The sequence below is a fragment of the Thermus sp. H19.2 genome, from assembly GCF_054979525.1.
Genome location: NZ_CM143429.1, coordinates 460998 through 486586, shown reverse-complemented (window position 1 = coordinate 486586; position 25589 = coordinate 460998). Strand labels below are relative to the sequence as shown.

Below are 25589 nucleotides of genomic sequence, written 5' to 3'. Positions count from 1 at the left end.
CCAAGGGCCCCGCCCCTAACCCAGGCCCCCGCCTAGAGGGCCTTCTTCACCCGCTCCGCCACCTCGGCGGGCACCCACTTCGTCCAGACGTCCTGGTAGTGGCGCAGGAAGTAGCGGGCGGTCTCCTCCTCGCTCGCCCGGTTGTCCTGCATGTAGGCGAGGAGCTTGCTGGTGAGCTCGTTGGAGGTGCGGTACTGCTTCAGGAACTCCACCACGGAGGGCGCCTCCTTGATGAGGCGGGTGTTCACCGCGATGTAGACGGTCTCCAAGGGGTAGGCGCAGGCGCGGGTGGGGTTCTCCTGCTCAATGAGCGCGTTCCACACCTCGGGGTCGTAGGGCGGCTCCTCCAGCATGGTGAGGTCGTACTTGCCCAAAACCCAGGTGGGTCCCCAGTAGTAGAAGAGGATAGGCCGGCCCCGCTCGTAGGCGGAGGCGATGGCCGCCACCAGGGCGTCCGAGGTGCCGGGGCGGAAGTTGGTGTAATACTGATCCAGGCCGTAAGCCTTGAGCTTCTTGGTGTTCACCTTCTCGGCGAACCAGCCCAGCACCCCGTTGTAGAACCGGCCCTTGCTGGGCTCCTCGGGGTCGCGGAAAAGGTCCTTGTACTTGGGCAGGTCAAAGACCGACTTGAGGTCGGGGGCCATGGGCTTGATGCCCCGCTTCTCGTCCCCCTTGATGACGTAGGTGGGCACGAACCAGCCCTGAACGGCGTCGGGGAAGTTGACGCCGATGCGCTGGATCTTGCCCTCGCTTTCCAGCTGGTCAACGACGTCGCGGCTCAGGTTGTACCAGATCTCCATGGAGACGTCAATGTCCCCGCGACCCAGGCCCGTGATGAGGGGGATGGACGTGCCCGGAAGGGCGTCGGTCTTGCACCCGTAGCCCTTCTCCAGGATGAACTGGGCGATGCGGTTGTGGACCCGGGCGCTCTCCCAGTCGTAGTCGGCGAAGACGATGGTCCGGTTGGTCTCGCACTTCTGGGCCAGGCCCAGGCCCGCCAAGGCCAGAAGCGCCAAGGTCACGAAAGCTTTGTGCACGCTATCACCTCCGTACCCCACTTTATGAAGGTCTTTAAAGCGAGGGTGAGGATCGGCGCGGGCGAGGCTCATCCCTACGGGCCTCTGGCGGGGTATCCAGGGCGCACCCTATGGCCTCGTCATAGGGATTAAGGCTTTTGTTAGAAACGAGTAAATCTACTTTATTTTGTTCTCATCAAAACCCTTCCCCCCGACCAAAGCCTATGCTGGAGACAACATGGGGCTCATCATCGTGGCCAACCGGGCGCCCTTCCGCCTGACCCCCGAGGGGCTCGTCCCCGCGGTGGGCGGACTCGCCACCGCCCTGCTTCCGGTCCTGGAAAGGCGCAAGGGGGTGTGGGTGGCGGCCGGGGAATGGCGGGAGAAGGGCCAAGCCGCCACCCCCCGGGAAAGCCACGTCCGCCTGGAGCAGGTCTTCTTGCCGGAGAAGGAGTGGCAGGGCTACTACGGTGGGTTCTCCAACCGGGTGCTCTGGCCCCTCTGCCACTATTTTCTGGAACGAGTTGAGCTTAGGCGAGACTTCTACCAGGACTACCAGCGGGCCAACCGCCGCTTCGCCGAGCGGGTGGCCGAGGTCTTCCGCGAGGGGGACACGGTCTTCGTCCAGGACTACCACCTGCTCCTCCTTCCCCGCCTCCTCCGGGAGAGGATCCCGGCGAAGATCGGGTTCTTTTTCCACATCCCTTGGCCCTCCAGCGGGGTCTTCCGCATTCTGCCCTGGGGCAGGGCCTTGGTGGAGGGGGTTCTGGGGGCCGACCTCATCGGCTTCCACACCCCGGAGTACGTGGAGAACTTTCTGAGGACCGCCGCCCACTACGGCTACCGGGTGGAGGAAAACCGGGTGCGGGTGGGGGAAAGGTGGGTGCGGGTGGAGGCCCACCCCCTGGGGATAGACACGGGGCGTTTCGGGGAGCTCGCCCAGGACCCCCACATCGGCCTCCACGCCCGGGCCCTCAAGCGGCTCGCGGGGGCGGAGCGGCTCATCCTCGGGGTGGACCGGCTGGACTACACCAAGGGGATCCTGGAAAGGCTCCTCGCCTACGAACGCCTCCTCCAGTCTTACCCCCAGTGGCGGGGCCGGGTGGCCTTCTTCCAGATCGCCACCCCTAGCCGCACCGGCGTCCACGCCTACCGGGAGCTCAAGCGCCGGGTGGACGAGGTGGTGGGGCGGATCATGGGGAGCTTCCTCAGGGAGGACTGGGTGCCCCTCCGCTACTTCTACCAGACCTACACCCAACAGGAGCTCGCCGCCTTTTACCGGGCGGCGGACGTGGCCCTCATCACCCCCTTGAGGGACGGAATGAACCTGGTGGCCATGGAGTACGCCTACACCACGGAGGACGGGGTCCTGGTCCTCTCCAACCTGGCGGGGGCGGCGGAGTACCTGAAGGAGGCCCTTTTGGTCAACCCCTACGACCTGGACGGGATGGCCCAGGCCTTAGACCGGGCCTTACGCATGCCCGGGGGGGAGCGGCGGGAACGGCTTGCCGCCTTGAAGGCCCGCATTGAGGCCTTGGACGTGCAGGGCTGGGCGGAGCGCTTCCTCGCCTCCTTGGAGGAGGGATGAGGGCGGAAAACCCCCTCTTCTTCCTGGACTACGACGGCACCCTGGCCCCCATCGCCCAAAGGCCCGAGGAGGCCTTCCCCCACCCCGAGGCCCCCCGGGTCCTCCGGGCCCTCATGGAGCGCCACCCCGTCTACGTGGTCACGGGAAGAAGGGTGAGGGACCTCGAGCCCCTCCTCCCCCTCCCGGGCCTTCCCGTGGTGGGGGGGCACGGCCTGGAGGAAGGGGTGCTCTTCGGGGAGGTGCGGCCCCTCTTCCCCGTGGACCTTGGCCCCTTGCGGGAAAGGCTTCCCTCCTGCCCTGGGGTACGGGTGGAGGACAAGGGCTTCGCCCTGGCCCTGCACTACCGGGGGGCGGAGGACGAGGAGAAGGCCCGGGCCTGCCTCGAGGCCTGGCTTAAGGCGGTGGAGAGGCTCCTTGAGGCCCAGGGCCTCGAGGCCCTCCCCGGCAAGAAGGTCCTGGAGCTCAAGCCCAAGGGGGTGGACAAGGGCCAAGCGGTCCTCAGGCTTCTCGGGCGCCACCCGGGCCACACCCCCATTTACATTGGGGACGACACCACCGACGAGGCCGCCTTTCTCGCCTTAAGGGGCCGGGGCCTCACCTTCAAGGTGGGGGAAGGCCCCACGGCGGCCCAAGGCCGGTTCAAGGACGTGGAGGAAGTCCTGGTCTACTTGCAAACCTACCTCCAACCCACTAGCCTTTAGGCCGTGGACCCCCTCTGGTACAAGGACGCGGTGATCTACCAGCTCCACGTCCGCTCCTTCTTTGACGCCAACAACGACGGCTACGGGGACTTTGAGGGCCTGAGGCGGAAGCTTCCCTACCTGGAGGAACTCGGGGTCAACACCCTCTGGCTCATGCCCTTCTTCCAGTCCCCCCTGAGGGACGACGGGTACGACATCTCCGACTACTACCAGATCCTCCCCGTCCACGGGACCCTGGAGGACTTCAAGCGCTTCCTGGACGAGGCCCACGGCCGGGGGATGAAGGTGATCATTGAGCTCGTCCTGAACCACACCTCCATTGACCACCCCTGGTTCCAGGAGGCGAGGAAGCCGGGAAGCCCCATGCGGGACTGGTACGTGTGGAGCGACACCCCGGAGAAGTACAAGGGGGTCCGGGTCATCTTCAAGGACTTTGAAACCTCCAACTGGACCTTTGACCCCGTGGCCAAGGCCTACTACTGGCACCGCTTCTACTGGCACCAGCCCGACCTCAACTGGGACAACCCCGAGGTGGAGAAGGCCATCCACCAGGTCATGTTCTTCTGGGCCGACCTGGGGGTGGACGGCTTCCGCCTGGACGCCATCCCCTACCTCTACGAGCGGGAAGGGACCTCCTGCGAGAACCTCCCCGAGACCATAGAGGCGGTGAAGCGCCTGAGGAAGGCCCTGGAGGAGCGCTACGGCCCCGGGAAGATCCTCCTCGCCGAGGCCAACATGTGGCCGGAGGAGACCCTCCCCTACTTCGGGGACGGGGACGGGGTCCACATGGCCTACAACTTTCCCCTGATGCCCCGGATCTTTATGGCCCTAAGGCGGGAGGACCGGGGGCCCATTGAAACCATGCTCAAGGAGACGGAGGGGATCCCCGAGACCGCCCAGTGGGCCCTCTTCCTCCGCAACCACGACGAGCTCACCCTGGAGAAGGTCACGGAGGAGGAGCGGGAGTTCATGTACGAGGCCTACGCCCCCGACCCCAAGTTCCGCATCAACCTGGGGATCCGCCGCCGCCTCATGCCCCTCCTTGGGGGCGACCGCAGGCGGTACGAGCTCCTCACCGCCCTCCTCCTCACCCTGAAGGGCACCCCCATCGTCTACTACGGGGACGAGATCGGCATGGGGGACAACCCCTTCCTCGGGGACCGGAACGGGGTCAGGACCCCCATGCAGTGGTCCCAAGACCGCAACGCCGGCTTCTCCCGCGCCCCCTACCACGCCCTCTTCCTCCCCCCCGTGAGCGAGGGGCCCTACAGCTACCACTTCGTCAACGTGGAAGCCCAGCGGGAAAACCCCCACTCCCTCCTGAGCTTCAACCGCCGCCTTCTCGCCCTGAGGAACCAGCACGCCAAGATCTTCGGCCGGGGGAGCCTCACCCTTCTTCCCGTGGAGAACCGGCGCGTCCTCGCCTACCTGAGGGAGCACGAAGGGGAGCGGATCCTGGTGGTGGCCAACCTCTCCCGCTACACCCAGGCCTTTGACCTCCCCTTGGAGGCCTACCAGAGCCTCGTCCCCGTGGAGCTCTTCTCGCAACACCCCTTCCCCCCGGTGGAGGGGCGCTACCGCCTGACCCTGGGCCCCCATGGCTTCGCCCTCTTCGCCCTGAAGCCCGTGGAGGCGGTGCTCCACCTCCCCTCCCCCGACTGGGCCGAGGAGCCCGCCCCCGAGGAGGCCGAGCTGCCCCGGGTCCACATGCCCGGGGGGCCGGAGGTCCTCCTGGTGGACACCTTGGTCCACGAGAAGGGGCGGGAGGAGCTCTTAAAGGCCCTCGCCCAGGCCCTGAAGGAAAAGAGCTGGCTCGCCCTCAAGCCGCAAAAAGTGGCCCTCCTGGACGCCCTCCGCTTCCAGAAGGACCCGCCCCTTTACCTCGCCCTGCTCCAGCTGGAAAACCACAGGACCCTCCAGGTCTTCCTCCCCCTCCTCTGGTCCCCCATAAGGCGGGACGGCCCCGGCCTCTTCGCCCGCACCCACGGCCAGCCCGGCTACTTCTACGAGCTCTCCCTGGACCCGGGCTTCTACCACCTCCTCCTCGCCCGCCTTAAGGAGGGGTTTGAGGGGCGGAGCCTCCGGGCCTATTACCGCGGCCGCCACCCGGGTCCCGTGCCCGAGGCCGTGGACCTCCTCCGGCCAGGCCTCGCGGCAGGGGAGGGGGTCTGGGTCCAGCTCGGCCTCGTCCAGGACGGCGGCCTGGACCGCACGGAGCGGGTCCTCTCCCGCCTGGACCTCCCCTGGGTCCTCCGGCCCGAAGGGGGCCTCTTCTGGGAGCGGGGCGCCTCCAGAAGGGCCCTCGCCCTCACGGGAAGCCTCCGCCCGGGCCGCCCCCAGGACCTCTTCGCCGCCCTGGAGGTCCGGCTCCTGGAAAGCCTTCCCCGCCTTCGGGGGCACGCCCCCGGGACCCCAGGCCTCCTTCCCGGGACCCTGCACGAGACCGAGGCCCTGGTCCGCCTCCTCGGGGTGCGCCTCGCCCTCCTCCACCGGGCCCTTGGGGAGGTGGAGGGGGAGGAGGGGGGCCACCCCCTCCTAGGCCGCGGCCTCGGGGCCTTCCTGGAGCTGGAGGGGGAGGTGTACCTCGTGGCCCTGGGAGCGGAGAAGCGGGGCAAGGTGGAAGAGGACCTGGCCCGCCTAGCCTACGACGTGGAGCGAGCCGTGCACCTCGCCCTCGAGGCCCTGGAGGCGGAGCTTTGGGCCTTCGCCGAAGAGGTGGCCGACTACCTCCACGCCGCCTTCCTCCAGGCCTACCGCTCCGCCCTCCCTGAAGAGGCCCTGGAGGAGGCGGGCTGGACGCGGCACATGGCCGAGGTAGCGGTGGAGCACCTCCACCGGGAGGAGAGGCCCGCCCGCAAGCGCATCCACGAGCGCTGGCAGGCCAAGGCCGGGAAAGCCTAGGCGCCCGGTAGCCCTTTTGCGGCCTTCAGCCCCGGGCCACGGGGGTCTTGGGGTGGAAGGCGGCTTCCTCGGAGAGGAGGCGGCGCTTCTTGGCCCGGCGGTAGACGGCGTCCCACATGCGGCAGAAGGCGCACACCGCCCCCGTGGTGGGGTAGCCGCACCGCTCGCACTCCCTCAGGGCCACCTCCTCGCCCATGTCCAGGCGGGGCCGGATCTTCTCCAGGAAGCCCTCGAGGAAGCGGAGCTTGGCCCCGGGCATGGACCGCTCCACCAGGTTCAGGGCCTCCTTGTAGAGGAGGCTTTTCGCCCCCTTGGCGTTCGGACACTCCTCGTGGAGGTAGCGGATCCCCCTAAGGAGGGTGTAGGAGAGGACCTCCCTCTCGCTAAAGCGGTAGAAGGGCTTGACCCGGGCGGCGAGGCCGGGCTTTTCCGGGAGGACGGGCCCCTGGCGGGAAAGGGTCTCCTCCTGGGGGTTCAGGAGGTTCCCGAAGAGGACGGCGGCCTCGTCGTCCAGGTTGTGCCCCGTGGCCACCACGCGGAAGCCCTCCTCCACCGCCACCTGGTTGAGGATGTAGCGCTTGGAGAGGCCGCAGGCGGAGCAGGCCACCCGCCCGGAAAGCCGGGAAAGCTCCGGGACCCCGAAGCCGTAGGCCTCCTTCAGGTCCACCACCCATAGCTCCAGGCCCCTTTCCCGGGCGAAGGCCTGGGTGACCTCGAGGCTCCTCTTGGAGTACTCCCCGATGCCGAGATGGATGTGGAGACCCACCGCTTCGTAGCCCAAACGGTGGAGCACGTCCCAAAGGGCCAGGGAGTCCTTCCCCCCCGAGACCGCCACCAGAACCCTTTCCCCGGGGAAGAGCATCCGGTGGCGGCGGATGGCCCTGTCCGTCTCCTTGACGAACCAGTCCAGGTAGTGCTCCCGGCAGAGGGCGAGCCCCCGGGACTTGATCTCCACCTGGGCCTTGTTGCCGCAGACCTTGCAGACCACGCTACCCTCCCGAGATGGCGGAGAGGACCTCTATGGCGTCCTCCTCGCGCACCTCATCCTCCAGGGTGAGGAGCTCCTCGCCCCGCACCGCCACCACGGTCTCCGGGTTCAGGCCGAGCTCCTCAAGAACCTCCCTCAGGGGCCGGTTCCCCTTGACCTCCACCTCCTTGCGCTCGGGCAGGCGCAGAACGACCCTCACCCCGCTAGTGTAGCAGGTGGGGGGCCACGAGCTCCGTGAGGCGCTGCAAGGTCAGGCGGTTCCGCTTTTCTATCTCGCCTCTCCTCGGGATCTCCGGGTAGGCCCCCTCGGGGTCGTGGAGGGTGGGGGTGAGGGGCTTGCCGAGCCGCGCCTCCCAGGTCCTAAGCCACCCCTCGGGAAGGCGCTCGGGCAGGGGAAGGCCGTGGAAGAGGTGGTAGAGGAGGGCCCAGACCCTCACCGTCCCGTCCAGGCTGTACCCGCCCCCTAAGGCGACGAGGACCCTTCCCCCTGCGTAGGCCTCGGCGTACTCCAGGACCAGGCGGAAAAGCCTTTCGTAGGCCCGGGTGGTGAGGAGGAGGTCGGCCAAGGGGTCCAGGTGGTGGGCGTCCGCCCCCGCCTGGACCACGAGGACGTCGGGGCGGAAGGCCTTAAGGGCCCAGGGCACCAGGGCCTCAAAGACCTCGAGGTAGCTTGCGTCCTCGGTGAAGGGCTCCAGGGGGAGGTTGAGCTTTTTCCCCAGGCCTTCGCCCCGGCCCGTCTCGTGGACGTGCCCGGTCCCCGGGAAGAGGTAGCGGCCCGACTCGTGGAGGCTTAGGGTGAGGACCTCCCCCTCCTCGTAGTGGATCCACTGGACCCCGTCCCCGTGGTGGACGTCTATGTCCAGGTAGGCCACGCGGAGCCCGGAGCGGGTGAGGTGGCGGATGGCCACGGAGAGGTCGTTGTAGACGCAAAACCCCGAGGCGCGGTCGTACTGGGCGTGGTGCAGGCCGCCCCCAAGCTGCAAGACCCGCCTCTCCCCCGAGAGGATGCGCCGCGCCCCCTCCAAGGTTCCCCCCACCAGGATCCGGGCCGCCCGGTCCATGCCGGGGAAGACGGGGGTGTCCCCCGTGCCCAGGCCGTAGTGCTCCAGGTCGGGGTGAAGCTCCCCCCGGCTTGCCGCCTCCACCCGCTTCACCAGGCGCTCGGAGTGGACCGTGAGCACCTCCTCCCTCGAGGCCTCGGGGGGGCTAAGGGGCGCCCGCCACACCCCGAGGGCCTCCAGGAGGGAGGTGAGCATCTCCAGGCGGACGGGGCTGAAGGGATGGCCGGGCCCGAAGTTGTAGAGGCGGTACTCCTCCCGGTAGATCACCATGGCTTTTTGGGGGGCCAGAGGACCGCGAACCCCTCCCGCCTCAGGTCCTCCGCCAGGAGGTGGGTCTCCAGGGTGTTCACCCGCACCACCGCCCGCACGGCCTCCTCCCCCTCGGGGTAGGAGAGGAGGGAGTGGATGTTCACCCCGCGCCCCGCCAAAAACCCCGTGAGGCGGGCGAGCTCCCCAGGGCGGTCGGGCAGGCGCACCTCGAGGCGGCCCGAGGGCTCCGTGACCCCGGTGAGCCGGAGGAGGGCGTCCAAGAGGTCAATCCCCGTGACGATGCCCACCAGGGCGCCGTCTTCCAGGACCGGCAGGCACCCGATCTTCCGCTCCCGCATCACCCGGGCCGCCTCCTCCACGGGGTCTAAGGGGTGGGCGGTGACCACCTCCCGGGTCATCACCTCCCCCACCCGCGTGCACCCGGGGCAGGGGCCCTTGGGGTTCAGGTGGCTCGTGGCCAGGCGGATGTCCCGGTCGGTGATGATGCCCACAAGCCTCCCCTCCTCCACCACGGGGAGGTGCCGGATCCCCCTTTCCAGGAGGAAGCGGTAGGCGTCCTCGAGGGTCACCTCGGGCCCCACGGCGAGGACGGGGCTTTTCATCACGTCCCTTACCAGCATGGGCCCAGTATACGGCGAAAGGGCCCCGGCTTCCGGGGCCCTAACCGCTCGCGCCTTGTTGGGGGTGGTATCAGAGGATATCGTCCCGGATGCAGGCCTTGTAGTGGCCCGGGGCCACCTCCTTGAGCTCGGGCACGGTGTGGGCGCACTCGGGCAAGGCGTAGCGGCACCGCGTGCGGAAAACGCACCCCGAGGGCGGGTTGATGGGCGAGGGGATGTCCCCCTCCAGCACGATCCGCTCCCGCTTCACCGTGGGGTCGGGGATGGGCACCGCCGAAAGCAGCGCCTCCGTGTAGGGGTGCTTGGGGTTGCGGTAAAGCTCCCGGGCAGGGGCCAGCTCCATCACCTTCCCCAGGTACATCACCGCCACCCGGTCCGAGATGTACTCCACCACCGCCAGATCGTGGGCGATGAAAAGCAGGGTAAGCCCAAGCTCCTCCTTCAGGTCCTGGAGGAGGTTCACCACCTGCGCCTGAATGGACACGTCCAGGGCCGAAACCGGCTCGTCCGCCACGATGAAGTCCGGGGCCACCGCCAAGGCCCGGGCGATCCCGATCCTCTGACGCTGCCCTCCGGAAAACTCGTGGGGATAACGGCGCATGTGGTCCGGGGATAGCCCCACGAGCTTGAGAAGCTCCGCCACCCTCTCCGCCCGCTCCTGGGGCGTCTTACCGATCCCGTGGATGATGAGGGGTTCGGCGATGATGTCCCCCACCGTCATCCGCGGGTTCAGGGAGCTGAAGGGGTCCTGGAAGATGATCTGCATCCGCCGCCGGAAAGGCCTCAGGGCGTTCTTGGGGATATCCGTGATGTCCTGCCCCTCAAAAAGGATCCGGCCCCCCGTGGGCTCAATGAGGCGAAGAAGGGTCCGGCCCACCGTGGTCTTCCCGCTTCCCGACTCCCCCACCAGCCCCAGAACCTCACCCCTCTTGATGGCGAAGGAAACCCCGTCCACCGCCTTGACGCTGGCCACCACCCGGGAAAGCACCCCCCCGCGGATGGGAAAGTGCTTCTTAAGGTCCTTGACCTCCACAAGAACCCCGTTCCCCTTCATGCCCTAACCTCCCGGATCTCCCGCCAGCGCACGCACCTGACCCGCCGCCCGTCCCCCGTCTCCTCCAAAGGCGGCACCTCCCGGTCGCAAAGCCCCTCCACGTAGTGTTTGCACCGGGGGTGGAAGGCGCACCCGGAAGGAAGGTAAAGGGGGTTCGGCACGTTCCCAGGGATGGCCTCCAGCCGCTCCTTCCGCTCCGCCGCCAGGTCCAGCCGCGGCACCGAGTGCAGAAGCCCACGGGTATAGGGGTGCAAGGGCTCTTTAAAAAGCGGCACCACCTCCGCCTCCTCCACCGCCCGCCCCGCGTACATCACCACCACCCGGTCCGCCATCTCCGCCACCACCCCCAGGTTGTGGGTGATGAAGAGGATGCTCATCCCAATCTCCTCCTGGAGCTTCTTCATGAGCTCCAGAATCTGCGCCTGGATGGTCACGTCCAAGGCCGTGGTGGGCTCGTCGGCGATGAGGAGCGAGGGATTGCAGGAAAGCGCCATGGCGATCATCACGCGTTGGCGCATCCCCCCCGACATCTGGTGCGGGTAGTTGGCGAGCCGCTTCTTGGGTTCGGGAATCCCCACCAAATCCAGCATGTGCGCCGCCAGCTCCATGGCCTCCTTACGGCTTTTCCCCTGGTGGAGCATGATGGCCTCGGCGATCTGGTCCCCCACCGTGTACACCGGGTTCAGGGAGGTCATGGGCTCCTGAAAGATCATGGCGATGTCGTTCCCGCGAATCCGCCGCATCTCCGCCTCGGAAAGCCGGGTCAGGTCCCGCACCTGCCCGTCCTTCCCGCGGAAAAGCACCTCCCCCCCAACAATCCGCCCAGGAGGCGTGGGAATCAAACGCATGATGGCCAGGGAAGTCACGCTCTTCCCGCTCCCCGACTCCCCCACCACCGCCAGGGTCTCCCCTTTGTCCACGTGGAAGGAAACCCCGTCCACCGCCTTCACCACCCCGTCGTCGGTGAAGAAGTGGACCTTGAGGTCTCTCACCTCCAGCAAGCGCTTTTCGTCCATGTGCACTCCTTCGGGCACTGCCCCAACGACACCTCACCCGTTATACGCCATACCCGGTCAAAAGAGAAGGGCCTAGGTCCTTCGTCTGGGGTCCAAGGCGTCCCTCAGGCCATCGCCCAGGAAGTTCCAGGAAAGCACCGAGAGGAAGATGAAAAACCCCGGCCAAAGCACCCAGGGACGGTCGGTGAAGGAGGCGAAGCCGCCCTGCTGCGCCGCCTGCAGGAGAAGCCCCCAGCTGGTGTAGGGCTCCGTCACCCCCAGGCCCAGGAAGGAAAGCCCGCTTTCCCCCAGGATAAAGCCCGGGATGGTGAGGGAAAGGCTCACGATCACGTAGCTGGCCGTGGCGGGAAGCACGTGCCGGGCGATGATGCGCCCGTCCGAGGCCCCCAGGGCCCGGGCCGCCTGCACGTAGTCCATCTCCCTCACGGAAAGCACGATCCCCCGCACCACCCGGGCTAGCCCTCCCCAGCCGATGAAGCCCAAAAGCCCCACCACCAGGTAGAAGGTGAGGAGGGGGTCGATGTTGGTGGGGAAGACCGCCCGCAAGGAGATGAGGAGGAAAAGGGAAGGGATGGCGGCGATGATCTCCACCGTGCGCATGATGAGGTCGTCGGGGTCCAGGCGGATGGGCTCCCGGAAGAGCCTATAGAGGATGGCCCCCGCCGCCAGGGCCCCGAGGTAGACCACCAGGAAGTCCAGCCCCCGGGAGAAAAGGTCATCACCGGGGCTTAGGCGGGTAAAGGAGAAGGCGAGGAAGAGGGCCGAAGCGGCCACTCCGAGCCAGAGGAGGAGGGCCAGGGGCCCCAGAAGAAGGCCCAGGCCCCGCCACCGGGAAGGAGGCAGGGAAAGGGCGAAGGGGCGCCCCGAGAAATACCCGGCGATCCCTCCCAAAAGAAGCCCCAGGGCAAAGGAGACCAGGGCCGAGAGGATGCCGATGGTCAGGGACACCTGGCCCCCATAGACCACCCGGCTAAAGAGGTCGCGGCCGAAGTTATCGGTGCCCATCAGGAAGATCTTCCCCGGGGGGTCCACCCCGAAGAGGCGGAGGTCGGAGCGGAAGACCTTGAAAACGGTGTAGGGTTGGTCCGGGGTGCGCACGAAGAAGCGGAGGTAAAACTTGCCCTGGCTCGGGTCTTCTTCGTAGCGGGGCTGCAAGGACACGGGGTCAATGCTCCGCTTGGTGGTGTAGACGAAGGGGCGGGTGAGCCTTCCCGTTTCCGGGTCTATGAGGTGGATGCGGGTGGGCGGGTGGTGACCCTTGGGAGGGTAGAGCTCGTAGTGGTTGGGATCGTAGGGGCTGAAAAACCCAGCGAAGGCCGCCATCAGGTAAAGCCCCAAGAGGATGCGCCCACCCCACACCGCCAGGCGGTGCTTGCGGAAGCGGTGCAAGACGGGGTTCGTACGGGTAATGGTTCCCATAGCCCCTTACTCGTAGCGGATCCTGGGGTCCACCCAGGCCAGAAGCAGGTCGGAGACCAGGTTGCCGATCATGAGGAGGACCAGGCTCACGGTGAGGAAACCGGCGATGACGTAAAGGTCCTGGTTGGCGATGGCGTCCAGGAAAAAGGGGGTGATGCCTGGCCAGGCCATGACCACCTCCACGAACCCCGCCCCGGAGATGAGCCCGGGAAGAAGCCCGCCCAGGGTGGCCACGAAGGGGATCACGGCGTTGCGGAAGGCGTGCTTGTAGAGGACCACCCTTTGGGAAAGCCCCTTGGCCCGGGCGGTGCGGATGTAGTCCTGGGAGAGGACCTCCAGCATCTGCCCCCGCATAAGCCGGGAAAGCCCGGCAATGTCGTTGGCCGTGGCCACCAGGACGGGAACCACGGCGTGCCAGGCGATGTCCAAGACTTGCCTAAGCCGGGGCATCTGCTCAAAGCCCGTGGAGGTCATGCCGGAGACCGGGAAGAGGAGGGTGCCTGTCTGGAACTTGATCTGGAGGAGGAGGTAGATGGCGATTAAGGCCAGGAAGAAGCTGGGCACGGAAAGGCCCACGTAGGCCATGAAAGAGAGAACCCGGTCCCCCAGGGAGTACTGGCGCACCGCCCCGTAGACCCCGATGGGGATGGCCACCAGGTACAGGAGGAGGGTGGAGGGGATGACGATGACCATGGAGTTCACCACCCGGGGCCAGATGACCTCGAGGACCGGCGCCTGAAAGGCGAAGGAATAGCCCAGATTCAGATGAAGGAGGTTGTTCATCCAAAGGAGGTACTGCTCGTAGACGGGCCGGTCTAGGCCGAACTGGGCCCGCAGGCGGGCGATGGTCTCCGGGGTGATCTTTGGGTCCAGCTCCAGCTGGGTCAGGTAATCCCCGGGGGCCATCTGGATGATGAGGAAGGCCAGGAAGGTGGCCCCAAAGAAGGTGGGGATCAGGTAAAGGATGCGCCTGAGGATGTAAGCGGTCATGGCTTCCCAAAGAGGCCCCGGGGCCTTGGGCCCCGGGGACCCCCAGCACCCGGCTACTTCTTAATGAAGGTGAGTTCCACTTCCCGCTGGCCCCAGATGGCGCTGATGATGGCGTCGGGGTGTTCCCCGCCCAGGCGGTTGTTCCAGGCGGGGTGGTAGTTGGGCCCGGCGATGTAGATGACGGGGAGGAGGCTTGCCTCAATCTCCTGCATGCGGTAGCCGATCTCCACCCGCTTCTTGAAATCCAGCTCCGTGCGGCCGCGGGAGTAGAGGGCGTCCAGCTGGGTCTCCCTGGGGTCCAGGCACTGGCCGGACTTGTTCCACATGTGCAGGTTCCCCTTGCAGGGGACCACGTTGGAGCCGAAGGGCCAATCCAGACCACCGCCGGAGAGGCCGATGATGATGGCGTCAAAGGGCCGGTCGGGGCCGGAGGAAAGGAGCTGGCCCACCAGGGTGTTGAAGTCTATGGCCTGGAAGTTGACCTTCACCCCCACCTTCTTGGCCTCGTCCACAATGAGCTTGGCGATCTGCTCCCGCTGGGCGTTGCCGGCGTTGGTGGCCAGGTTGAACTCCAGCCTCCGGCCCTGGGAGTCCACCAGGTAGCCTTCCTTATCCTTCTTGGTGAAGCCGAGCTCGGAAAGGAGCTTCGCCGCCTGCTTGGGGTCGTACTCGTACTTGGGCACCTTGGGGTTGATCCACTGGGTGAGCACGGGGTAGACGCTGGAGTACATGGGGGTGCCCAGGCCCCCGTAGACGATGTCGATCACCGCCTGGCGGTTCACCAGATGGCTCATGGCCCGGCGGAACTTGTCCGAGCGGAAGAGGCTTTGCTTGAAGGGATCGGAGGCCTTGTTCCAGTTGAAGACCATGAACTGGCTGGAGGCCACGGGGGAGGCGTTCACCTTGATGGTGGCGTCCAAGCGGCCCTGCTGGATGGCCTGGCGGACCTGGGAGATGTGGTCCACGGTGGAGGGGGCCATGAGGTCAATGTTCCCCGCCAAGAACTCGGCCAGCTGGGCGTTGGTGTCCTTCACGATCTTGATCTCGTAGCGGTCCAGGTAGGGGAGGGGGTTGCCCGCCTCGTCCTTGTTCCACTCCCCGAAGGCGGGGTTGCGCTTCAGGACCAGGCGCTCCCCGGGGCGGTAGCTCTCAATAAGCCAGGGCCCGCCGGAGACAATGTTCTCCGGCTTCTCGTTCAGGGTCCACATCTTCTTGATGCCCTCCGCCCCCTCCTTCTGGTAGACGGGGCCGAAGACGTGGGCGGGCCAAGGCTCAAAGCTCGCCACGGCGAAGGCCTCGGCGTCCGTCTTGGGGTAGATGAAGCGGAGGGTGTAGTCGTCAAGCTTCTTGAGGACGATGGGCTTGCCGTCGATGAAGAAGGAATCGTAGCTGTTGGAGCCCACCGCCTTGTCGGTGTGGATGCGCCAGGTGGTGATCCAGTCGTCGGCGGTGATGGGCCGGCCGTCCGACCACTTCATCCCCTTGCGGATCTTGAAGGTGATCTCCAGCTTGTTGGGGCTCACGGTGAAGGACTCCGCCATGTAGGGGATCCAGTCCCCGGTGGTGGGGTCCCGGGTCACCAGGCCCCGCGCGCCCGAGATAAGGTCCGGCACGTTGCCCGACTCGGCGGTGAGAAAGGGGTTGAAGGTGCGGTAGTCCGAGATCACCGCCGCCCTCAGCGTCCCTCCCCGCTTCACCTCGGAGGGCTTGGCCACCGTCCACTTCTGCGGCCAGACGAAGGTCTGGGCGCTGGCCGCCCCCAAAAGGGCCGCAAGACCAAAAACCACCAGGGCTTTTCTCATAGATGCGCCTCCTCTTAAGCTCCTACGCGGGTAAGGGTACCTGTCTTCCCAGGAGCTTGTCAAGGAGTTGACCCAGAAAGCCTCCCGTGGGAAAATCCCTGGCATAAGGAGGCGCCATGAAAGCCGTGGTGATGGAAGCAAGAGGCGGCCCCGAGGTCCTAAAGCCGGCCGAGGTGCCCACCCCGGAACCCGGCCCCAAGGAGGTGCGCATCCGGGTCAAGGCCGCCGCCCTCAACCACCTGGACGTGTGGGTGCGAAAAGGGGTGGCGAGCCCAAAGCTCCCCCTGCCCCATATCCTGGGGGCGGACGCCAGCGGGGTGGTGGACGCCGTGGGGCCGGGGGTGGAGGCCTTCGCCCCGGGGGACGAGGTGGTGGTGAACCCCGGGCTTTCCTGCGGGCGCTGCGAGCGGTGCCTGGCCGGGGAGGACAACCTCTGCTCCCGCTACGAGATCCTGGGGGAGCACCGCTTTGGCGCCTACGCCGAATACCTGGTGGTCCCCGAGGCCAACCTCCTGCCCAAGCCCCCAAACCTCTCCTTTGAGGAAGCCGCCGCCATCCCCCTCACCTTCCTCACCGCCTGGCAGATGGTGGTGGATAAGCTTAAGGTGCGCCCGGGGGACGACGTCTTGGTGATGGCCGCGGGAAGCGGGGTGAGCGTAGCCGCCATCCAGATCGCCAAGCTCTTCGGGGGAAGGGTCATCGCCACGGCGGGCTCCGAGGAAAAGCTAAGGAAGGCCCGGGAGCTGGGGGCGGACGAGGTGGTGAACTACACCCACCCCGACTGGCCCAAGGAGGTGCGCCGCCTCACCGGGGGCAAGGGCGCCGACAAGGTGGTGGACCACACCGGGGCCTTGTACTTTGAAGGGGTCATCCGGGCCACGGCGAACGGAGGCAAAATCGCCATCGCCGGGGCCTCCTCGGGATACGAGGGCACCCTGCCCTTCGCCCACGTCTTCTTCCGCCAGCTCTCCATCCTGGGCTCCACCATGGCTTCCAAAAGCCGCCTCTTCCCCATCCTGCGCCTGGTGGAGCAAGGGAAGCTTAAGCCCGTGGTGGGCCAGGTCCTCCCCCTGGAGGAGGCCGCCGAGGGCCACCGCCTCCTGGAGGAGAGGCGGGTCTTCGGCAAGGTGGTCCTAAGGGTGGGGTGAAGGCGGCCCCCGGGGCCGTGAGGTTTGTCCCTTCAAAAGACCCCGTTCCCTTTGGCCGGGATGGGGCCTTTAGAATGCAGGGAGGACGGCCATGGAGCACACGGACGTGATCATCATCGGCGCTGGGCCTGCGGGGCTTTTCGCAGGCTTCTACGTGGGCATGCGGGGGCTTTCCTTCCGCTTCCTGGACCCCCTGCCCGAGCCCGGGGGGCAGTTATCGGCCCTCTACCCGGAAAAGTACATCTACGACGTGGCGGGCTTCCCCAAGGTCTACGCCAAGGACCTGGTGAAGGGCCTGGTGGAGCAGGTGGCCCCCTTTCACCCCATCTACAGCCTCGGGGAACGGGCCGAGACCCTGGAGAAGGAGGGGGACCTCTTCAAGGTCACCACCTCCCAGGGGAACACCTACACCGCCAAGGCGGTGATCATCGCCGCCGGGGTGGGGGCCTTTGAGCCCCGGCGTCTAGGGGCCCCGGGGGAGAGGGAGCTGGAGGGTAAGGGCGTTTACTACGCCGTGAGGAGCAAGGCCGAGTTCCAGGGGAAGCGGGTCCTCATCGTGGGCGGGGGGGATAGCGCCGTGGACTGGGCCTTAAACCTCCTGGACACCGCCCAGGAGATCACCCTCATCCACCGCAGGCCCCAGTTCCGGGCCCACGAGGCGAGCGTCAAGGAGCTCATGAAAGCCCACGAGGAAGGACGCCTTAAGGTCCTCACCCCCTACGAGGTCCGGCGCATAGAAGGGGAGACCTGGGTGAGGAAAGCGGTCATCTTCCAGAACCAGACCCAGGAGGAGGTGGAGCTGGAGGTGGACGCCGTCTTGATCCTCGCAGGCTACCTCACCAAGCTCGGCCCCCTGGCGGGCTGGGGTTTGGAGCTGGAGAAGAACAAGATCAAGGTGGACACCACCATGGCCACCAACCTCCCCGGGGTCTACGCCTGCGGGGACATCGTGAGCTACCCTGGAAAGCTTCCCCTCATCGTCTTGGGCTTCGGGGAAGCGGCCATCGCCGCCAACCACGCCGCCGCCTACGCCAACCCCGCCCTGAAGGTGAACCCCGGCCACTCCTCGGAGAAGAGCGAGGAGAAGGCCCCCGCCTAAGTGCCCGCACTTTGGTTTGGCGACATGGGATGCCCGAAAGGGGGCTAGGAAAGGGCTTTTTGGGGGCCCGGTGCCCCGCCTGGGCCTGGGCGAAGACCAAGGTGCGGGCCAAGAGGCTCGAGAAGGGGCGGCCTTTCCCCTTCCATCCCTGGCGGAAAGGTGAAGGGTTCCTTAAGATAGGGGCATATGCGGGTTGCCCTTTTCATTGACGGGTCCTACATGTACCAGGCGGCCAAGCGCCTGGGCTGGAACGTGGACCACCGGCGGGTGATTACCCAGTTCGCCACCCCCGAGCAGCTTTACAACGCCTTCTACTACGTGCCCATCACCGACCCTGAAGACGAGCGCCAACAGCGCTTCATTGACGCCCTGGTCTTCATGGGCTACACGGTGCGGAGCCGCCTGGTGCGGGGGGAGGCCCGCTTTGAGGCCATGATGGCCACGGACCTCCTCACCACCGCCCCCCGTTGGGACCGGGCCATCGTGGCCAGCGGCTCCGGGGACCTGGTGCACACCTTCCAAGCCTTAAGGGCCCTGGGCAAGGAACTCTACCTCCTGGGGCTCCACGAGCTCGCCGACCTGGAACTGCGCAACCAGGCCGACCGCTTCCTGAACCTCCCCGAGTGGCGGGAGGTGCTGGAAAGGACCATGGGGGGGCGGCGCACCTACGCCGGGTATCCCCTCGAGGCCACGGTGGAGATGCCCCCGGCGGGGGAGACCGACGCCTAGGCGCCCCGCCCTGGCGGAGGCCCACACCGCAACGGAAGCAGGTCCTTCGCCCATGCCCCTAGGCCCCTGGCCCGCCCTCATGCTCCTCCTCCTTCTCTTTCTGGCTCTGCCCCAAACCCCCCCTCCGCCCCCCTCCCCAAGCCTCCGGGACCTCCTCCCCTACCCCCTTAAGGAGCGGGAGGCCTGGGTGGCCTGGCACCTGAGCCAGAAGGCCAGCCTTCACCTCCTCCTGGGGGAGGAGGCCGCCCGGGCCTACGACCGCCTCCTCCGCCTGGAGCTACGCAACCAGCTTTCGGGCAAGCGCTCGGCCTTCGCCCATCCGGAAGAGGCCCTGAGGGCCGCCCACCGCTGGATCCTGGCCATAGGCCAGGCGGTGCGGAAGGAACCCGTCCACCTGGAGGGCTTACCCACCGCACCCCACCACGTGCTGCCCCACGCCCGCGAGATCCGGGCCGCCGCTTCCGCCCTGCGCCTGCCCTATGGGGTGCTGGCGGCCATCGTGGACAACGAGCAGTACGGGGGAGACAAGGCCCTGGGCCTTTCCCGGGGGGTGCGGGAGGTGGCGGACACCCTGGCCGAGGGGCTGGCCGACGCCCAAGGGCAGGCCCCTCTAAGCCGTACCCTGGGCCTGGCCCAGATGAGCTGGGAAGACGCCCTCAAACAGGAGGCCCGCCTCCTCCGCTTCGGCGCCTGGGACCCGCTTCGGCCCTTCCCCCGCACCGAGGCCGAGGCCCGGGAGGCGCTCAAAGACCCTTACCTCAACCTGCTCTTCACCGCAAGCCGCCTGCGGGGCTACTTCAACGCCCTCCTCGCCCTCCCCCAAGAGGACACCCGCCCCCTGGAAGACCCCTGGCTTTACTACCTGGGCCCCGCCTGGCACAACTACCCCCTTAGGGCCCAGAACCTGGAGACCTGGGAAGACAGCTTCCACGGCTTCTTCAAGGGCCTCCTCTACCAGGTGGTCCTGGAAGGGCGCTGGGCCCCCCAGGACCACCGCCTCCTTCCCCTTAGGGCCTGGGGCCCGGGAACCCCCGAGCCCCACCCCTCCCCCGTTCCCGAGCTAGGCCCCTAAAGCCGCTCCATCCAGGGGAGGGGCTCCCCCGGGGGCAGGACCGGCCAACGCCCCTCCCGCATGTGGCGGAGGATAGCCTCCACGGCCCTCTCCGCCTCCTCCACCCAGGCCTTGGGGTAAAGGGCCCGCTTGGCCAAAAACTCCTCCCGGTCAAAGACCTGGCAGGTGTGGTCGGCACGGCACCTCACGTCCAGCTCCAGGTCGTACTGGCGAAAGCCCTCCCCCGTCCACTCCGCCGGGGTCTGCACGTTCCAGTAGTACTCCAGGACCCGCCCCTCCCGCACGTCGGGCCCCCCGGAGTACCAGGCCCCAGGGAAGAAGGCCACAAAGGCGTCGTGGTCCAGAACCACGCGCTTCCCCTTGGCCGCATGGTGAAAGACCCCACCCCGGGGGAGAAGGGTGAGGACCCCTTCGGGGCGCACCTCCACCGCCTGGGCCTCCCAAAAGTAGTGGAGCCTATCCCCGGGGAACTTGTAAAACTCCACCCGTACCCGCTCCCCGGGGGCCACGGGGAAGCTCACCGTTTGGTGCTGATGCCGAGAAGCCGGTAGAGGGCGCAGAAGCCAGTGATGGCGGTGAAGAGGAGGATCACCGCCACGATGCCCAGGATCCAGTTCCAGGGAGAAGCGGACTGGAAGGCGAAGTAGAAGAGGACCAGGGCCAGGACAAAGCGGATCACCCGATCGGTGGTGCTCTCGTTGACCGTCATGGTTCACCCCCTAGCCCAAAGTATACTCCCCCAGGCAAGCCCTTGTGCTACAATAAGCCTTCGGCGCGGGCCGTTAGCTCAATGGGTCAGAGCGGCCGGCTCATAACCGGTTGGTTGCAGGTTCAAGTCCTGCACGGCCCACCAAAGGCCCCCTTGCCGGGGGCTTTCCCTTTCCGCACACTTAGGGCATGGAACCTTTGCAGGCCTTCGGGCTCTTGGACCTGAGGGTAGGCCGGGTGCTCCGGGCCGAGCCCCACGAGAAAGCCAGGAAGCCCAGCTACAAGCTCTGGATAGACTTTGGCCCCCTGGGGGTGAGGACGAGCTCGGCCCAGATCACCGAGCTCTACCGCCCGGAAGACCTCGAGGGCCGCCTGGTGGTGGCGGCGGTGAACCTGGGCACCCGGGTCATCGGGGGATTTCCCTCGGAGGTGCTGGTCCTGGGGGTACCGGACGAGGCGGGGCGGGTGGTCCTCCTCGCCCCCGAACGGGAGGTGCCCCTGGGGGGCAAGGTCTTTTAATACCACCCCATGCTGGCCCAAGCCAGCATGGGGGCCCCGGTCAAAAAGGCCCGCAGGGCTTCCGTACTTGGGTTTGGGCGAAAGATTCACGCCAAAAGGGTATAGGGCTTTCGCCGTAGTGGGGGCCCCAGAAGGGCTTCCCCCTAGCCCCGGTTCGGTCATCCCATGCTGCGAAACCAAGGCGCAGGCGCTTAGCGGGTGCGGGTCACCTTGGTGAGGTGGCGCGGGCGGTCCGGGTCCAGGCCCCGGGCCCGGGCCAGGGCCTCGGCCAGGGGATAAAAGCCCTGAGCGAGGAGGAGGGGGGTAAACTCCGGGGCCAAGGCCACCGGGAGGCGCAAGGGGGTGTCGGCCAGGGCCAGGGCCTCGGGCTCGGGGGAAAGGACCAGAAGGTGGGCCCCCCTGGCCTCGAGGCCCCCCAGGGTGGCCAGGACCCCCTCTAAGGCCTCGTCCTTCTGGACCAAGGCCAGCACGGGAAAGCCCGGCTCCAAGAGGGCCTGGGGCCCGTGGAGGAACTCGGCGGCGGAAAAGCCCTCGGCGTGGAGGCCCGCCACCTCCTTGAGCTTGAGGGCGGCCTCGAGGGCCACCGGGTAGGTGAAGCCCCGCCCCAGGGCGAAGAGGTTCTCCGCCTCCTCCAGGTACTCCAGGCTTCCCTCCACCTCCAAGGCCCTCCCCAAGGCCTCCGGCAGGGCGGGAAGGGCCTCCCGCAGGCGGGGCTCCTCCAGGAGATGGGCGAGGAGCTGGACCGTGGCCGCCAGCATGGCGAGGAAGGTCTTGGTGGCCGCCACCGCCCGCTCCTCCCCGGCGTGGAGGGGGAGGACCACCTCGGCAGAGGCGGCCAAGGGGCTCTCCTCCCGGTTGACCAGGGCCACGGTGAGGACCCCAAGCCCCCGGTAGGCCCGCACCGCCTCCACCACGTCGGGGCTTTCCCCGCTTTGGCTATAGGCCAGGAGGAGGCTCGGGAAAGGCACCCTAGGCCTCGCCCCGTAGAGGGTGAGGACGGAAGGGGCCAGGGAGAGGACGGGCCAGAGGAGGCGGGCCTCGAGGAGGTACTTGGCGAAGAGGGCGGCGTGGTCCGAGCTCCCCCGGGCGGCGGTGAGGACCAAGGCGGGGGGCCTCCGCCGGAGGAACCGGGCGAGGCTTCGCACCTCGGCCTCGTTCTCCCGGAGGAGGCGCTCCACCACCCTAGGGGCTTCCCCGGCTTCCCGAAGGGTCCAGGAGGCCATGAGCCCATAGTAGCATGCTAAAATCATGCCATGAGCACCCTCCAGGTGAAGAACATCCCCCCCGAACTCAAGGCCCGCCTTCTCCGCCAGGCGGGCGCCCGGGGCATGACCCTGAGCGCCTTCGTCCTCAAGGCCCTGGAACGGGCCTTGGCGGAAGCGGAGTGGGAGGAGAGGCTAAGGGGCCGGGCCCCCACCGACCTCGGCACCCCCACGGCACGGCTCTTGGAAGAGGCGCGGGAGGAGCGGTGGAGCGCTTTGTAGTGGACGCCTCCGCCGCCTCGGAGTACCTCCTTCGCACCCCTTTGGGTCTCCAGGTGGAGGCCCTCGTGAAAGGGGCCCTTCTCTTCGCGCCCGCCCTCCTGGACGCCGAGGTGCTGGCGGTGCTCAGGAAGGCCGTCCTCTCGGGTAGGCTCTCCGAGGAGCGGGCCCGGGAGGCGGTGGAGGACCTGGCCCAATGGCCTCTCCGCCGGGTGGACCTTCTTCCCCTCCTCGCCGAGGTCTGGGCCCTAAGGGGGCGTATCTCCGCCTACGACGCCTTCTACGTGGCCCTGGCCCGAAGGCTTTCCGCCCCCCTACTCACCGCAGACGGTCCCCTCGCCCGAACCCCCGGCCTCGAGGTGCCCCTCATCCACCTCCGCCTCTAGGCCCTACTCCCTCTATCGGAGGGGTGGTATACTTCCACGGATGGACCGCATCGTCATCCGGGGCGCGAGGGAGCACAACCTCAAGAACATCAGCCTCGAGCTCCCCCGGGGCAAGTTCATCGTGATCACCGGGGTCTCGGGGTCGGGGAAAAGCACCCTGGCCTTTGACACCCTCTACGCCGAGGGGCAAAGGCGCTACGTGGAAAGCCTCTCCAGCTACGCCCGGCAGTTCCTCGGGGTCATGGACAAGCCCGAGGTGGAAAGCATCGAGGGGCTCTCCCCCGCCATCTCCATTGACCAGAAGACCACCAGCCACAACCCTCGCTCCACCGTGGGCACGGTGACGGAGATCCACGACTACCTGCGCCTCCTCTTCGCCCGCGTGGGCCAGGCCTACTGCCCCGAGTGCGGCCGCCCCATAGAGAAGCAGTCGGCCAGCGAGATCACCGACCGCCTCCTCAGGCGCCCCCCGGGCACCCGGGCCGTCCTCATGGCCCCCCTGGTGCGGGGAAGGAAGGGGGAGTACAAGAAGCTCTTCCAGCAGCTCATGAAGGAGGGCTACGCCCGGGTGCGGGTGGACGGGGTCATCTACCTCTTAGAGGAAGCCCAGGGCCTCAACCTGGAGAAGTACGAGAAGCACGACATAGACCTGGTCATCGACCGGGTGGCCCTCAGAGAGGAGGAACGCCCCCGCATCGCCGAGGCGGTGGAGCTCGCCCTCCTCCGGGGGGAAGGGCTCATGCGGGTCCTCTTCCCGGACACCGGGGAGGAGGAGCTCTTCTCCGAGAAGTTTGCCTGCCCCGAGCACGGCTCGGTCCTGGAGGAGCTGGAGCCCCGCGTCTTCTCCTTCAACGCCCCCTACGGCGCCTGCCCCGCCTGCTCGGGCCTTGGGTACAAGCAGGAGTTTGACCCGGCCCTCATCGTGAACCCCGAGCTCTCCCTGGCCGAGGGGGCCATCCTCCCCTGGTCCCGGGGGAGGGACACGGGGCGGAGCTACCTCTGGGACCGCCTCCGGGCCCTGGCCGAGCACCTGGGCTTTGACCTCAAGACCCCCTTCAAGGACCTGCCGGAGGCCGCAAAGAAGGCCGTGCTCTACGGGCTGCCGGAGCCCTTTGAGGTGGTCTTCCGCCGGGGGGGCAAGGAGACCTTCCGGGTGGAGGTGCACTACGAGGGGGTCATTCCCTGGCTGGAAAAGCGCTACCAGGAGGCGGACTCCGAGGGGGTGAGGGAGGCCCTCGAGGCCTTCATGTCCCTGAAGCCCTGCCCGGTCTGCGGGGGCACCCGGTACAAGAAGGAGGTGCTCTCGGTGAAGGTGGCGGACAAGAACATCGCCGAGGTCTCCGCGCTCCCCGTGCGGGAGGCCCTGGAGTTCTTCCGCACCCTGGAGGAGAAGCTTCCCCCCTTCCAGGCCCAGATCGCCCAGCCCATCCTGCGGGAAATCGTGGAGCGGCTGGGGTTTCTGGTGGACGTGGGCCTGGACTACCTCACCCTGGACCGGGCGGCCAACACCCTCTCCGGGGGGGAGGCCCAGAGGATCCGCCTGGCCACCCAGGTGGGCTCGGGCCTCACCGGGGTGCTCTACGTGCTGGACGAGCCCAGCATCGGCCTCCACCCCCGGGACAACCAGCGCCTCATCGCCACCCTGAAGCGCCTTCAGGCCCTGGGGAACACCCTCATCGTGGTGGAGCACGACGAGGAGACCATGCGGGCCGCGGACTGGATCGTGGACATGGGGCCGGGGGCGGGGATCCACGGGGGGGAGGTGGTGGCGGAGGGTACTCTGGAAGAAATCCTAAAGAGTGAGCACAGCCTCACGGCCGCCTACCTGCGGGGGGAGAAGAAGATCCCGGTGCCCAAGGAGCGCCGCAAGGGCAACGGCAAGTGGCTCGTGCTCAAGGGGGCCCGGGAACACAACCTGAAAAACGTCACCCTGAGGATTCCCCTGGGCCGCTTCGTGGCCGTGACCGGCCCCTCGGGAAGCGGCAAGAGCACCCTCGTCCACGACGTCCTCTACGCCGCCTTGGCCCAAAGGCTCATGCGGGCCAAGGCCACCCCGGGGGCCTACGAGAGCCTGGAGGGGGTGGAGCACCTGGACAAGGTCATCGAGATCGACCAGTCCCCCATCGGCCGCACCCCCCGCTCCAACCCCGCCACCTACACCGGCATCTTCGACGAGATCCGCGACCTCTTCGCCAAGACCCCGGAGGCGAGGAAAAGGGGCTACGGCCCGGGCCGCTTCTCCTTCAACGTGAAGGGGGGGCGGTGCGAGGCCTGCGGCGGGGACGGCACGGTGAGGATCGAGATGCTCTTTCTCCCCGACCTCTATGTGCCCTGCGAGGTGTGCAAGGGCAAGCGCTACAACAAGGAAACCCTGGAGGTGAAGCTCAGGGGGAAGAGCATCGCCGACGTCCTGGACATGACCGCCGAGGAAGCCCTGGACTTCTTCCAGAACGTCCCCACCATCGCCCGCAAGCTCCAGCTCATGGTGGATGTGGGCCTGGGGTACATGCGCCTGGGCCAGCCCTCCCCCACCCTCTCGGGGGGCGAGGCGCAGCGGATCAAGCTGGCCACGGAGCTCGGCCGCAAGTCCACGGGCCGCACCCTCTACATCCTGGACGAGCCCACCACGGGCCTCCACTTCGACGACGTGGCCAAGCTCCTCTCGGTCCTCCACCGCCTGGTGGACGCGGGGAACACGGTGGTGGTCATCGAGCACAACCTGGACGTGGTGAAGACCGCGGACTGGGTCATCGACCTGGGCCCCGAAGGGGGGGACCGGGGCGGGGAGATCGTGGCCGAGGGGACCCCGGAAGAGGTGGCCCTCACGGGAAGCCCCACCGGCGTCTTCCTGGCCCGGATCCCGGAGATCGCCAAGAGGCTAAAGGTGGCGGCGAACTAAGCGCCTGCACGTTGGTTTCGCAACACGGGATGCCCGAAACGGGGCTAGGAGAGGGTTTTTTTGGGGCCCCCACCGCGGCTTTCGCCGCGGTGGGGTACTTAAGCCCAGACCGGGGGAAAGGA

The 25589-nt window shown here is 67.3% G+C and carries 24 protein-coding genes and 1 tRNA gene; 12 read left to right on the top strand and 13 right to left on the bottom strand.

Annotation, left to right across the window (positions count from 1 at the left end; translation table 11 throughout):
* Positions 1 to 32 precede the first annotated feature (32 nt).
* A complete protein-coding gene (locus tag ACY5J6_RS02725) occupies positions 33 to 1037 on the bottom strand; it encodes an ABC transporter substrate-binding protein (protein WP_462841374.1) in 1005 nt (334 codons plus the stop codon).
* Between the two features lie 217 nt (positions 1038 to 1254).
* On the opposite strand from ACY5J6_RS02725, the gene otsA reads away from it, so the two are divergent.
* The 3 genes from otsA to treS are packed head-to-tail and all read left to right on the top strand — an operon-like array spanning position 1255 to position 6206.
* Positions 1255 to 2604, top strand: a complete 1350-nt coding sequence (gene otsA / locus ACY5J6_RS02720; protein ID WP_462845834.1) for an alpha,alpha-trehalose-phosphate synthase (UDP-forming) — start codon at positions 1255 to 1257, stop codon at positions 2602 to 2604.
* Entirely contained in the window at positions 2601 to 3305 is a 705-nt protein-coding gene (otsB, locus tag ACY5J6_RS02715) for a trehalose-phosphatase (RefSeq protein WP_462845833.1), read from the top strand. The genes otsA and otsB overlap by 4 nt, the downstream gene beginning before the upstream one ends.
* 3 nt (positions 3306 to 3308) lie before the next feature.
* On the top strand, positions 3309 to 6206 hold the full coding sequence (gene treS, locus ACY5J6_RS02710; RefSeq protein ID WP_462845832.1) for a maltose alpha-D-glucosyltransferase: 2898 nt from the start codon (positions 3309 to 3311) through the stop codon (positions 6204 to 6206).
* Positions 6207 to 6231: 25 nt separating this feature from the next.
* Here the strand turns inward: treS and ttuA are convergent, their stop codons facing one another.
* The 9 genes from ttuA to ACY5J6_RS02665 all read right to left on the bottom strand — a co-directional run bounded on the left by ttuA (position 6232) and on the right by ACY5J6_RS02665 (position 15426).
* A complete protein-coding gene (gene ttuA / locus ACY5J6_RS02705) occupies positions 6232 to 7194 on the bottom strand; it encodes a tRNA-5-methyluridine(54) 2-sulfurtransferase (protein WP_462845831.1) in 963 nt (320 codons plus the stop codon).
* A 1-nt stretch (position 7195) separates the two neighbouring features.
* Positions 7196 to 7393, bottom strand: coding sequence for a sulfur carrier protein TtuB (gene ttuB / locus ACY5J6_RS02700; RefSeq protein WP_143584795.1), 198 nt, complete (start codon positions 7391 to 7393; stop codon positions 7196 to 7198).
* A gap of 4 nt (positions 7394 to 7397) precedes the next feature.
* The gene (locus tag ACY5J6_RS02695) at positions 7398 to 8525 is read right to left on the bottom strand and encodes an acetoin utilization protein AcuC (RefSeq protein ID WP_462845830.1); all 1128 of its coding nucleotides are present in this window, start codon (positions 8523 to 8525) and stop codon (positions 7398 to 7400) included.
* On the bottom strand, positions 8519 to 9145 hold the full coding sequence (locus tag ACY5J6_RS02690; RefSeq protein WP_462845829.1) for an acetoin utilization AcuB family protein: 627 nt from the start codon (positions 9143 to 9145) through the stop codon (positions 8519 to 8521). The genes ACY5J6_RS02695 and ACY5J6_RS02690 overlap by 7 nt, the downstream gene beginning before the upstream one ends.
* A gap of 70 nt (positions 9146 to 9215) precedes the next feature.
* Positions 9216 to 10199: a dipeptide ABC transporter ATP-binding protein gene (locus ACY5J6_RS02685; protein ID WP_054638025.1), complete on the bottom strand. Its 984-nt coding sequence runs from the start codon at positions 10197 to 10199 to the stop codon at positions 9216 to 9218.
* Complete coding sequence (locus tag ACY5J6_RS02680; protein WP_462845828.1) at positions 10196 to 11215, bottom strand: ABC transporter ATP-binding protein; 1020 nt, start codon at positions 11213 to 11215, stop codon at positions 10196 to 10198. The genes ACY5J6_RS02685 and ACY5J6_RS02680 overlap by 4 nt, the downstream gene beginning before the upstream one ends.
* 72 nt (positions 11216 to 11287) lie before the next feature.
* A complete protein-coding gene (locus tag ACY5J6_RS02675; protein ID WP_462845827.1) occupies positions 11288 to 12634 on the bottom strand; it encodes an ABC transporter permease in 1347 nt (448 codons plus the stop codon).
* A gap of 6 nt (positions 12635 to 12640) precedes the next feature.
* Entirely contained in the window at positions 12641 to 13624 is a 984-nt protein-coding gene (locus ACY5J6_RS02670; RefSeq protein ID WP_462845826.1) for an ABC transporter permease, read from the bottom strand.
* Between the two features lie 53 nt (positions 13625 to 13677).
* A complete protein-coding gene (locus ACY5J6_RS02665) occupies positions 13678 to 15426 on the bottom strand; it encodes an ABC transporter substrate-binding protein (protein ID WP_462845825.1) in 1749 nt (582 codons plus the stop codon).
* A gap of 116 nt (positions 15427 to 15542) precedes the next feature.
* On the opposite strand from ACY5J6_RS02665, the gene ACY5J6_RS02660 reads away from it, so the two are divergent.
* The 4 genes from ACY5J6_RS02660 to ACY5J6_RS02645 all read left to right on the top strand — a co-directional run bounded on the left by ACY5J6_RS02660 (position 15543) and on the right by ACY5J6_RS02645 (position 19474).
* Positions 15543 to 16574 carry a zinc-binding dehydrogenase gene (locus ACY5J6_RS02660; protein ID WP_462845824.1) on the top strand — a complete coding sequence of 344 codons (1032 nt, stop codon included), beginning with the start codon at positions 15543 to 15545 and terminating at the stop codon, positions 16572 to 16574.
* A 91-nt stretch (positions 16575 to 16665) separates the two neighbouring features.
* On the top strand, positions 16666 to 17673 hold the full coding sequence (locus tag ACY5J6_RS02655) for an NAD(P)/FAD-dependent oxidoreductase (RefSeq protein ID WP_462845823.1): 1008 nt from the start codon (positions 16666 to 16668) through the stop codon (positions 17671 to 17673).
* A 186-nt stretch (positions 17674 to 17859) separates the two neighbouring features.
* Positions 17860 to 18402, top strand: coding sequence for a LabA-like NYN domain-containing protein (locus tag ACY5J6_RS02650; RefSeq protein ID WP_462845822.1), 543 nt, complete (start codon positions 17860 to 17862; stop codon positions 18400 to 18402).
* 52 nt (positions 18403 to 18454) lie between these two features.
* Positions 18455 to 19474: a hypothetical protein gene (locus ACY5J6_RS02645; protein ID WP_462845821.1), complete on the top strand. Its 1020-nt coding sequence runs from the start codon at positions 18455 to 18457 to the stop codon at positions 19472 to 19474.
* Here ACY5J6_RS02645 and ACY5J6_RS02640 read toward each other — a convergent pair.
* Together ACY5J6_RS02640 and ACY5J6_RS02635 are read right to left on the bottom strand one after the other, a co-directional pair.
* Positions 19471 to 19995, bottom strand: a complete 525-nt coding sequence (locus ACY5J6_RS02640; RefSeq protein ID WP_462845820.1) for a DUF402 domain-containing protein — start codon at positions 19993 to 19995, stop codon at positions 19471 to 19473. The two genes, ACY5J6_RS02645 and ACY5J6_RS02640, sit on opposite strands and share 4 nt — an antisense overlap.
* Complete coding sequence (locus ACY5J6_RS02635) at positions 19992 to 20183, bottom strand: YgaP-like transmembrane domain (RefSeq protein WP_054638380.1); 192 nt, start codon at positions 20181 to 20183, stop codon at positions 19992 to 19994. The genes ACY5J6_RS02640 and ACY5J6_RS02635 overlap by 4 nt, the downstream gene beginning before the upstream one ends.
* 67 nt (positions 20184 to 20250) lie before the next feature.
* Between ACY5J6_RS02635 and ACY5J6_RS02630 the strand changes: the two genes are divergently transcribed.
* Positions 20251 to 20327, top strand: a tRNA-Ile gene (locus tag ACY5J6_RS02630).
* A gap of 44 nt (positions 20328 to 20371) precedes the next feature.
* Positions 20372 to 20701, top strand: a complete 330-nt coding sequence (locus ACY5J6_RS02625; protein WP_462845819.1) for a tRNA-binding protein — start codon at positions 20372 to 20374, stop codon at positions 20699 to 20701.
* A gap of 191 nt (positions 20702 to 20892) precedes the next feature.
* On the opposite strand, the gene ACY5J6_RS02620 is transcribed toward ACY5J6_RS02625, so the two are convergent.
* Positions 20893 to 21924: an SIS domain-containing protein gene (locus ACY5J6_RS02620; RefSeq protein WP_462845818.1), complete on the bottom strand. Its 1032-nt coding sequence runs from the start codon at positions 21922 to 21924 to the stop codon at positions 20893 to 20895.
* Between the two features lie 30 nt (positions 21925 to 21954).
* On the opposite strand from ACY5J6_RS02620, the gene ACY5J6_RS02615 reads away from it, so the two are divergent.
* From ACY5J6_RS02615 to uvrA, 3 genes are read left to right on the top strand one after another with little or no spacing between them, the layout of a single operon-like run.
* On the top strand, positions 21955 to 22185 hold the full coding sequence (locus ACY5J6_RS02615) for a toxin-antitoxin system HicB family antitoxin (RefSeq protein WP_462845817.1): 231 nt from the start codon (positions 21955 to 21957) through the stop codon (positions 22183 to 22185).
* Positions 22170 to 22568 carry a type II toxin-antitoxin system VapC family toxin gene (locus ACY5J6_RS02610; RefSeq protein ID WP_462845816.1) on the top strand — a complete coding sequence of 133 codons (399 nt, stop codon included), beginning with the start codon at positions 22170 to 22172 and terminating at the stop codon, positions 22566 to 22568. The genes ACY5J6_RS02615 and ACY5J6_RS02610 overlap by 16 nt, the downstream gene beginning before the upstream one ends.
* 40 nt (positions 22569 to 22608) lie before the next feature.
* Complete coding sequence (uvrA, locus tag ACY5J6_RS02605) at positions 22609 to 25467, top strand: excinuclease ABC subunit UvrA (RefSeq protein WP_462845815.1); 2859 nt, start codon at positions 22609 to 22611, stop codon at positions 25465 to 25467.
* The last annotated feature ends 122 nt before the right edge of the window (positions 25468 to 25589 follow it).

Coding starts and splice junctions, on each gene's coding strand:
- otsA (WP_462845834.1), top strand. CDS start 1,255: ATGGGGCTCATCATCGTGGCCAACCGGGCGCCCTTCCGCCTGACCCCC.
- otsB (WP_462845833.1), top strand. CDS start 2,601: ATGAGGGCGGAAAACCCCCTCTTCTTCCTGGACTACGACGGCACCCTG.
- ACY5J6_RS02695 (WP_462845830.1), bottom strand. CDS start 8,525: ATGGTGATCTACCGGGAGGAGTACCGCCTCTACAACTTCGGGCCCGGC.
- ACY5J6_RS02690 (WP_462845829.1), bottom strand. CDS start 9,145: ATGCTGGTAAGGGACGTGATGAAAAGCCCCGTCCTCGCCGTGGGGCCC.
- ACY5J6_RS02685 (WP_054638025.1), bottom strand. CDS start 10,199: ATGAAGGGGAACGGGGTTCTTGTGGAGGTCAAGGACCTTAAGAAGCAC.
- ACY5J6_RS02680 (WP_462845828.1), bottom strand. CDS start 11,215: ATGGACGAAAAGCGCTTGCTGGAGGTGAGAGACCTCAAGGTCCACTTC.
- ACY5J6_RS02675 (WP_462845827.1), bottom strand. CDS start 12,634: ATGGGAACCATTACCCGTACGAACCCCGTCTTGCACCGCTTCCGCAAG.
- ACY5J6_RS02670 (WP_462845826.1), bottom strand. CDS start 13,624: ATGACCGCTTACATCCTCAGGCGCATCCTTTACCTGATCCCCACCTTC.
- ACY5J6_RS02665 (WP_462845825.1), bottom strand. CDS start 15,426: ATGAGAAAAGCCCTGGTGGTTTTTGGTCTTGCGGCCCTTTTGGGGGCG.
- ACY5J6_RS02660 (WP_462845824.1), top strand. CDS start 15,543: ATGAAAGCCGTGGTGATGGAAGCAAGAGGCGGCCCCGAGGTCCTAAAG.
- ACY5J6_RS02655 (WP_462845823.1), top strand. CDS start 16,666: ATGGAGCACACGGACGTGATCATCATCGGCGCTGGGCCTGCGGGGCTT.
- ACY5J6_RS02650 (WP_462845822.1), top strand. CDS start 17,860: ATGCGGGTTGCCCTTTTCATTGACGGGTCCTACATGTACCAGGCGGCC.
- ACY5J6_RS02645 (WP_462845821.1), top strand. CDS start 18,455: ATGCCCCTAGGCCCCTGGCCCGCCCTCATGCTCCTCCTCCTTCTCTTT.
- ACY5J6_RS02635 (WP_054638380.1), bottom strand. CDS start 20,183: ATGACGGTCAACGAGAGCACCACCGATCGGGTGATCCGCTTTGTCCTG.
- ACY5J6_RS02625 (WP_462845819.1), top strand. CDS start 20,372: ATGGAACCTTTGCAGGCCTTCGGGCTCTTGGACCTGAGGGTAGGCCGG.
- ACY5J6_RS02620 (WP_462845818.1), bottom strand. CDS start 21,924: ATGGCCTCCTGGACCCTTCGGGAAGCCGGGGAAGCCCCTAGGGTGGTG.
- ACY5J6_RS02615 (WP_462845817.1), top strand. CDS start 21,955: ATGAGCACCCTCCAGGTGAAGAACATCCCCCCCGAACTCAAGGCCCGC.
- uvrA (WP_462845815.1), top strand. CDS start 22,609: ATGGACCGCATCGTCATCCGGGGCGCGAGGGAGCACAACCTCAAGAAC.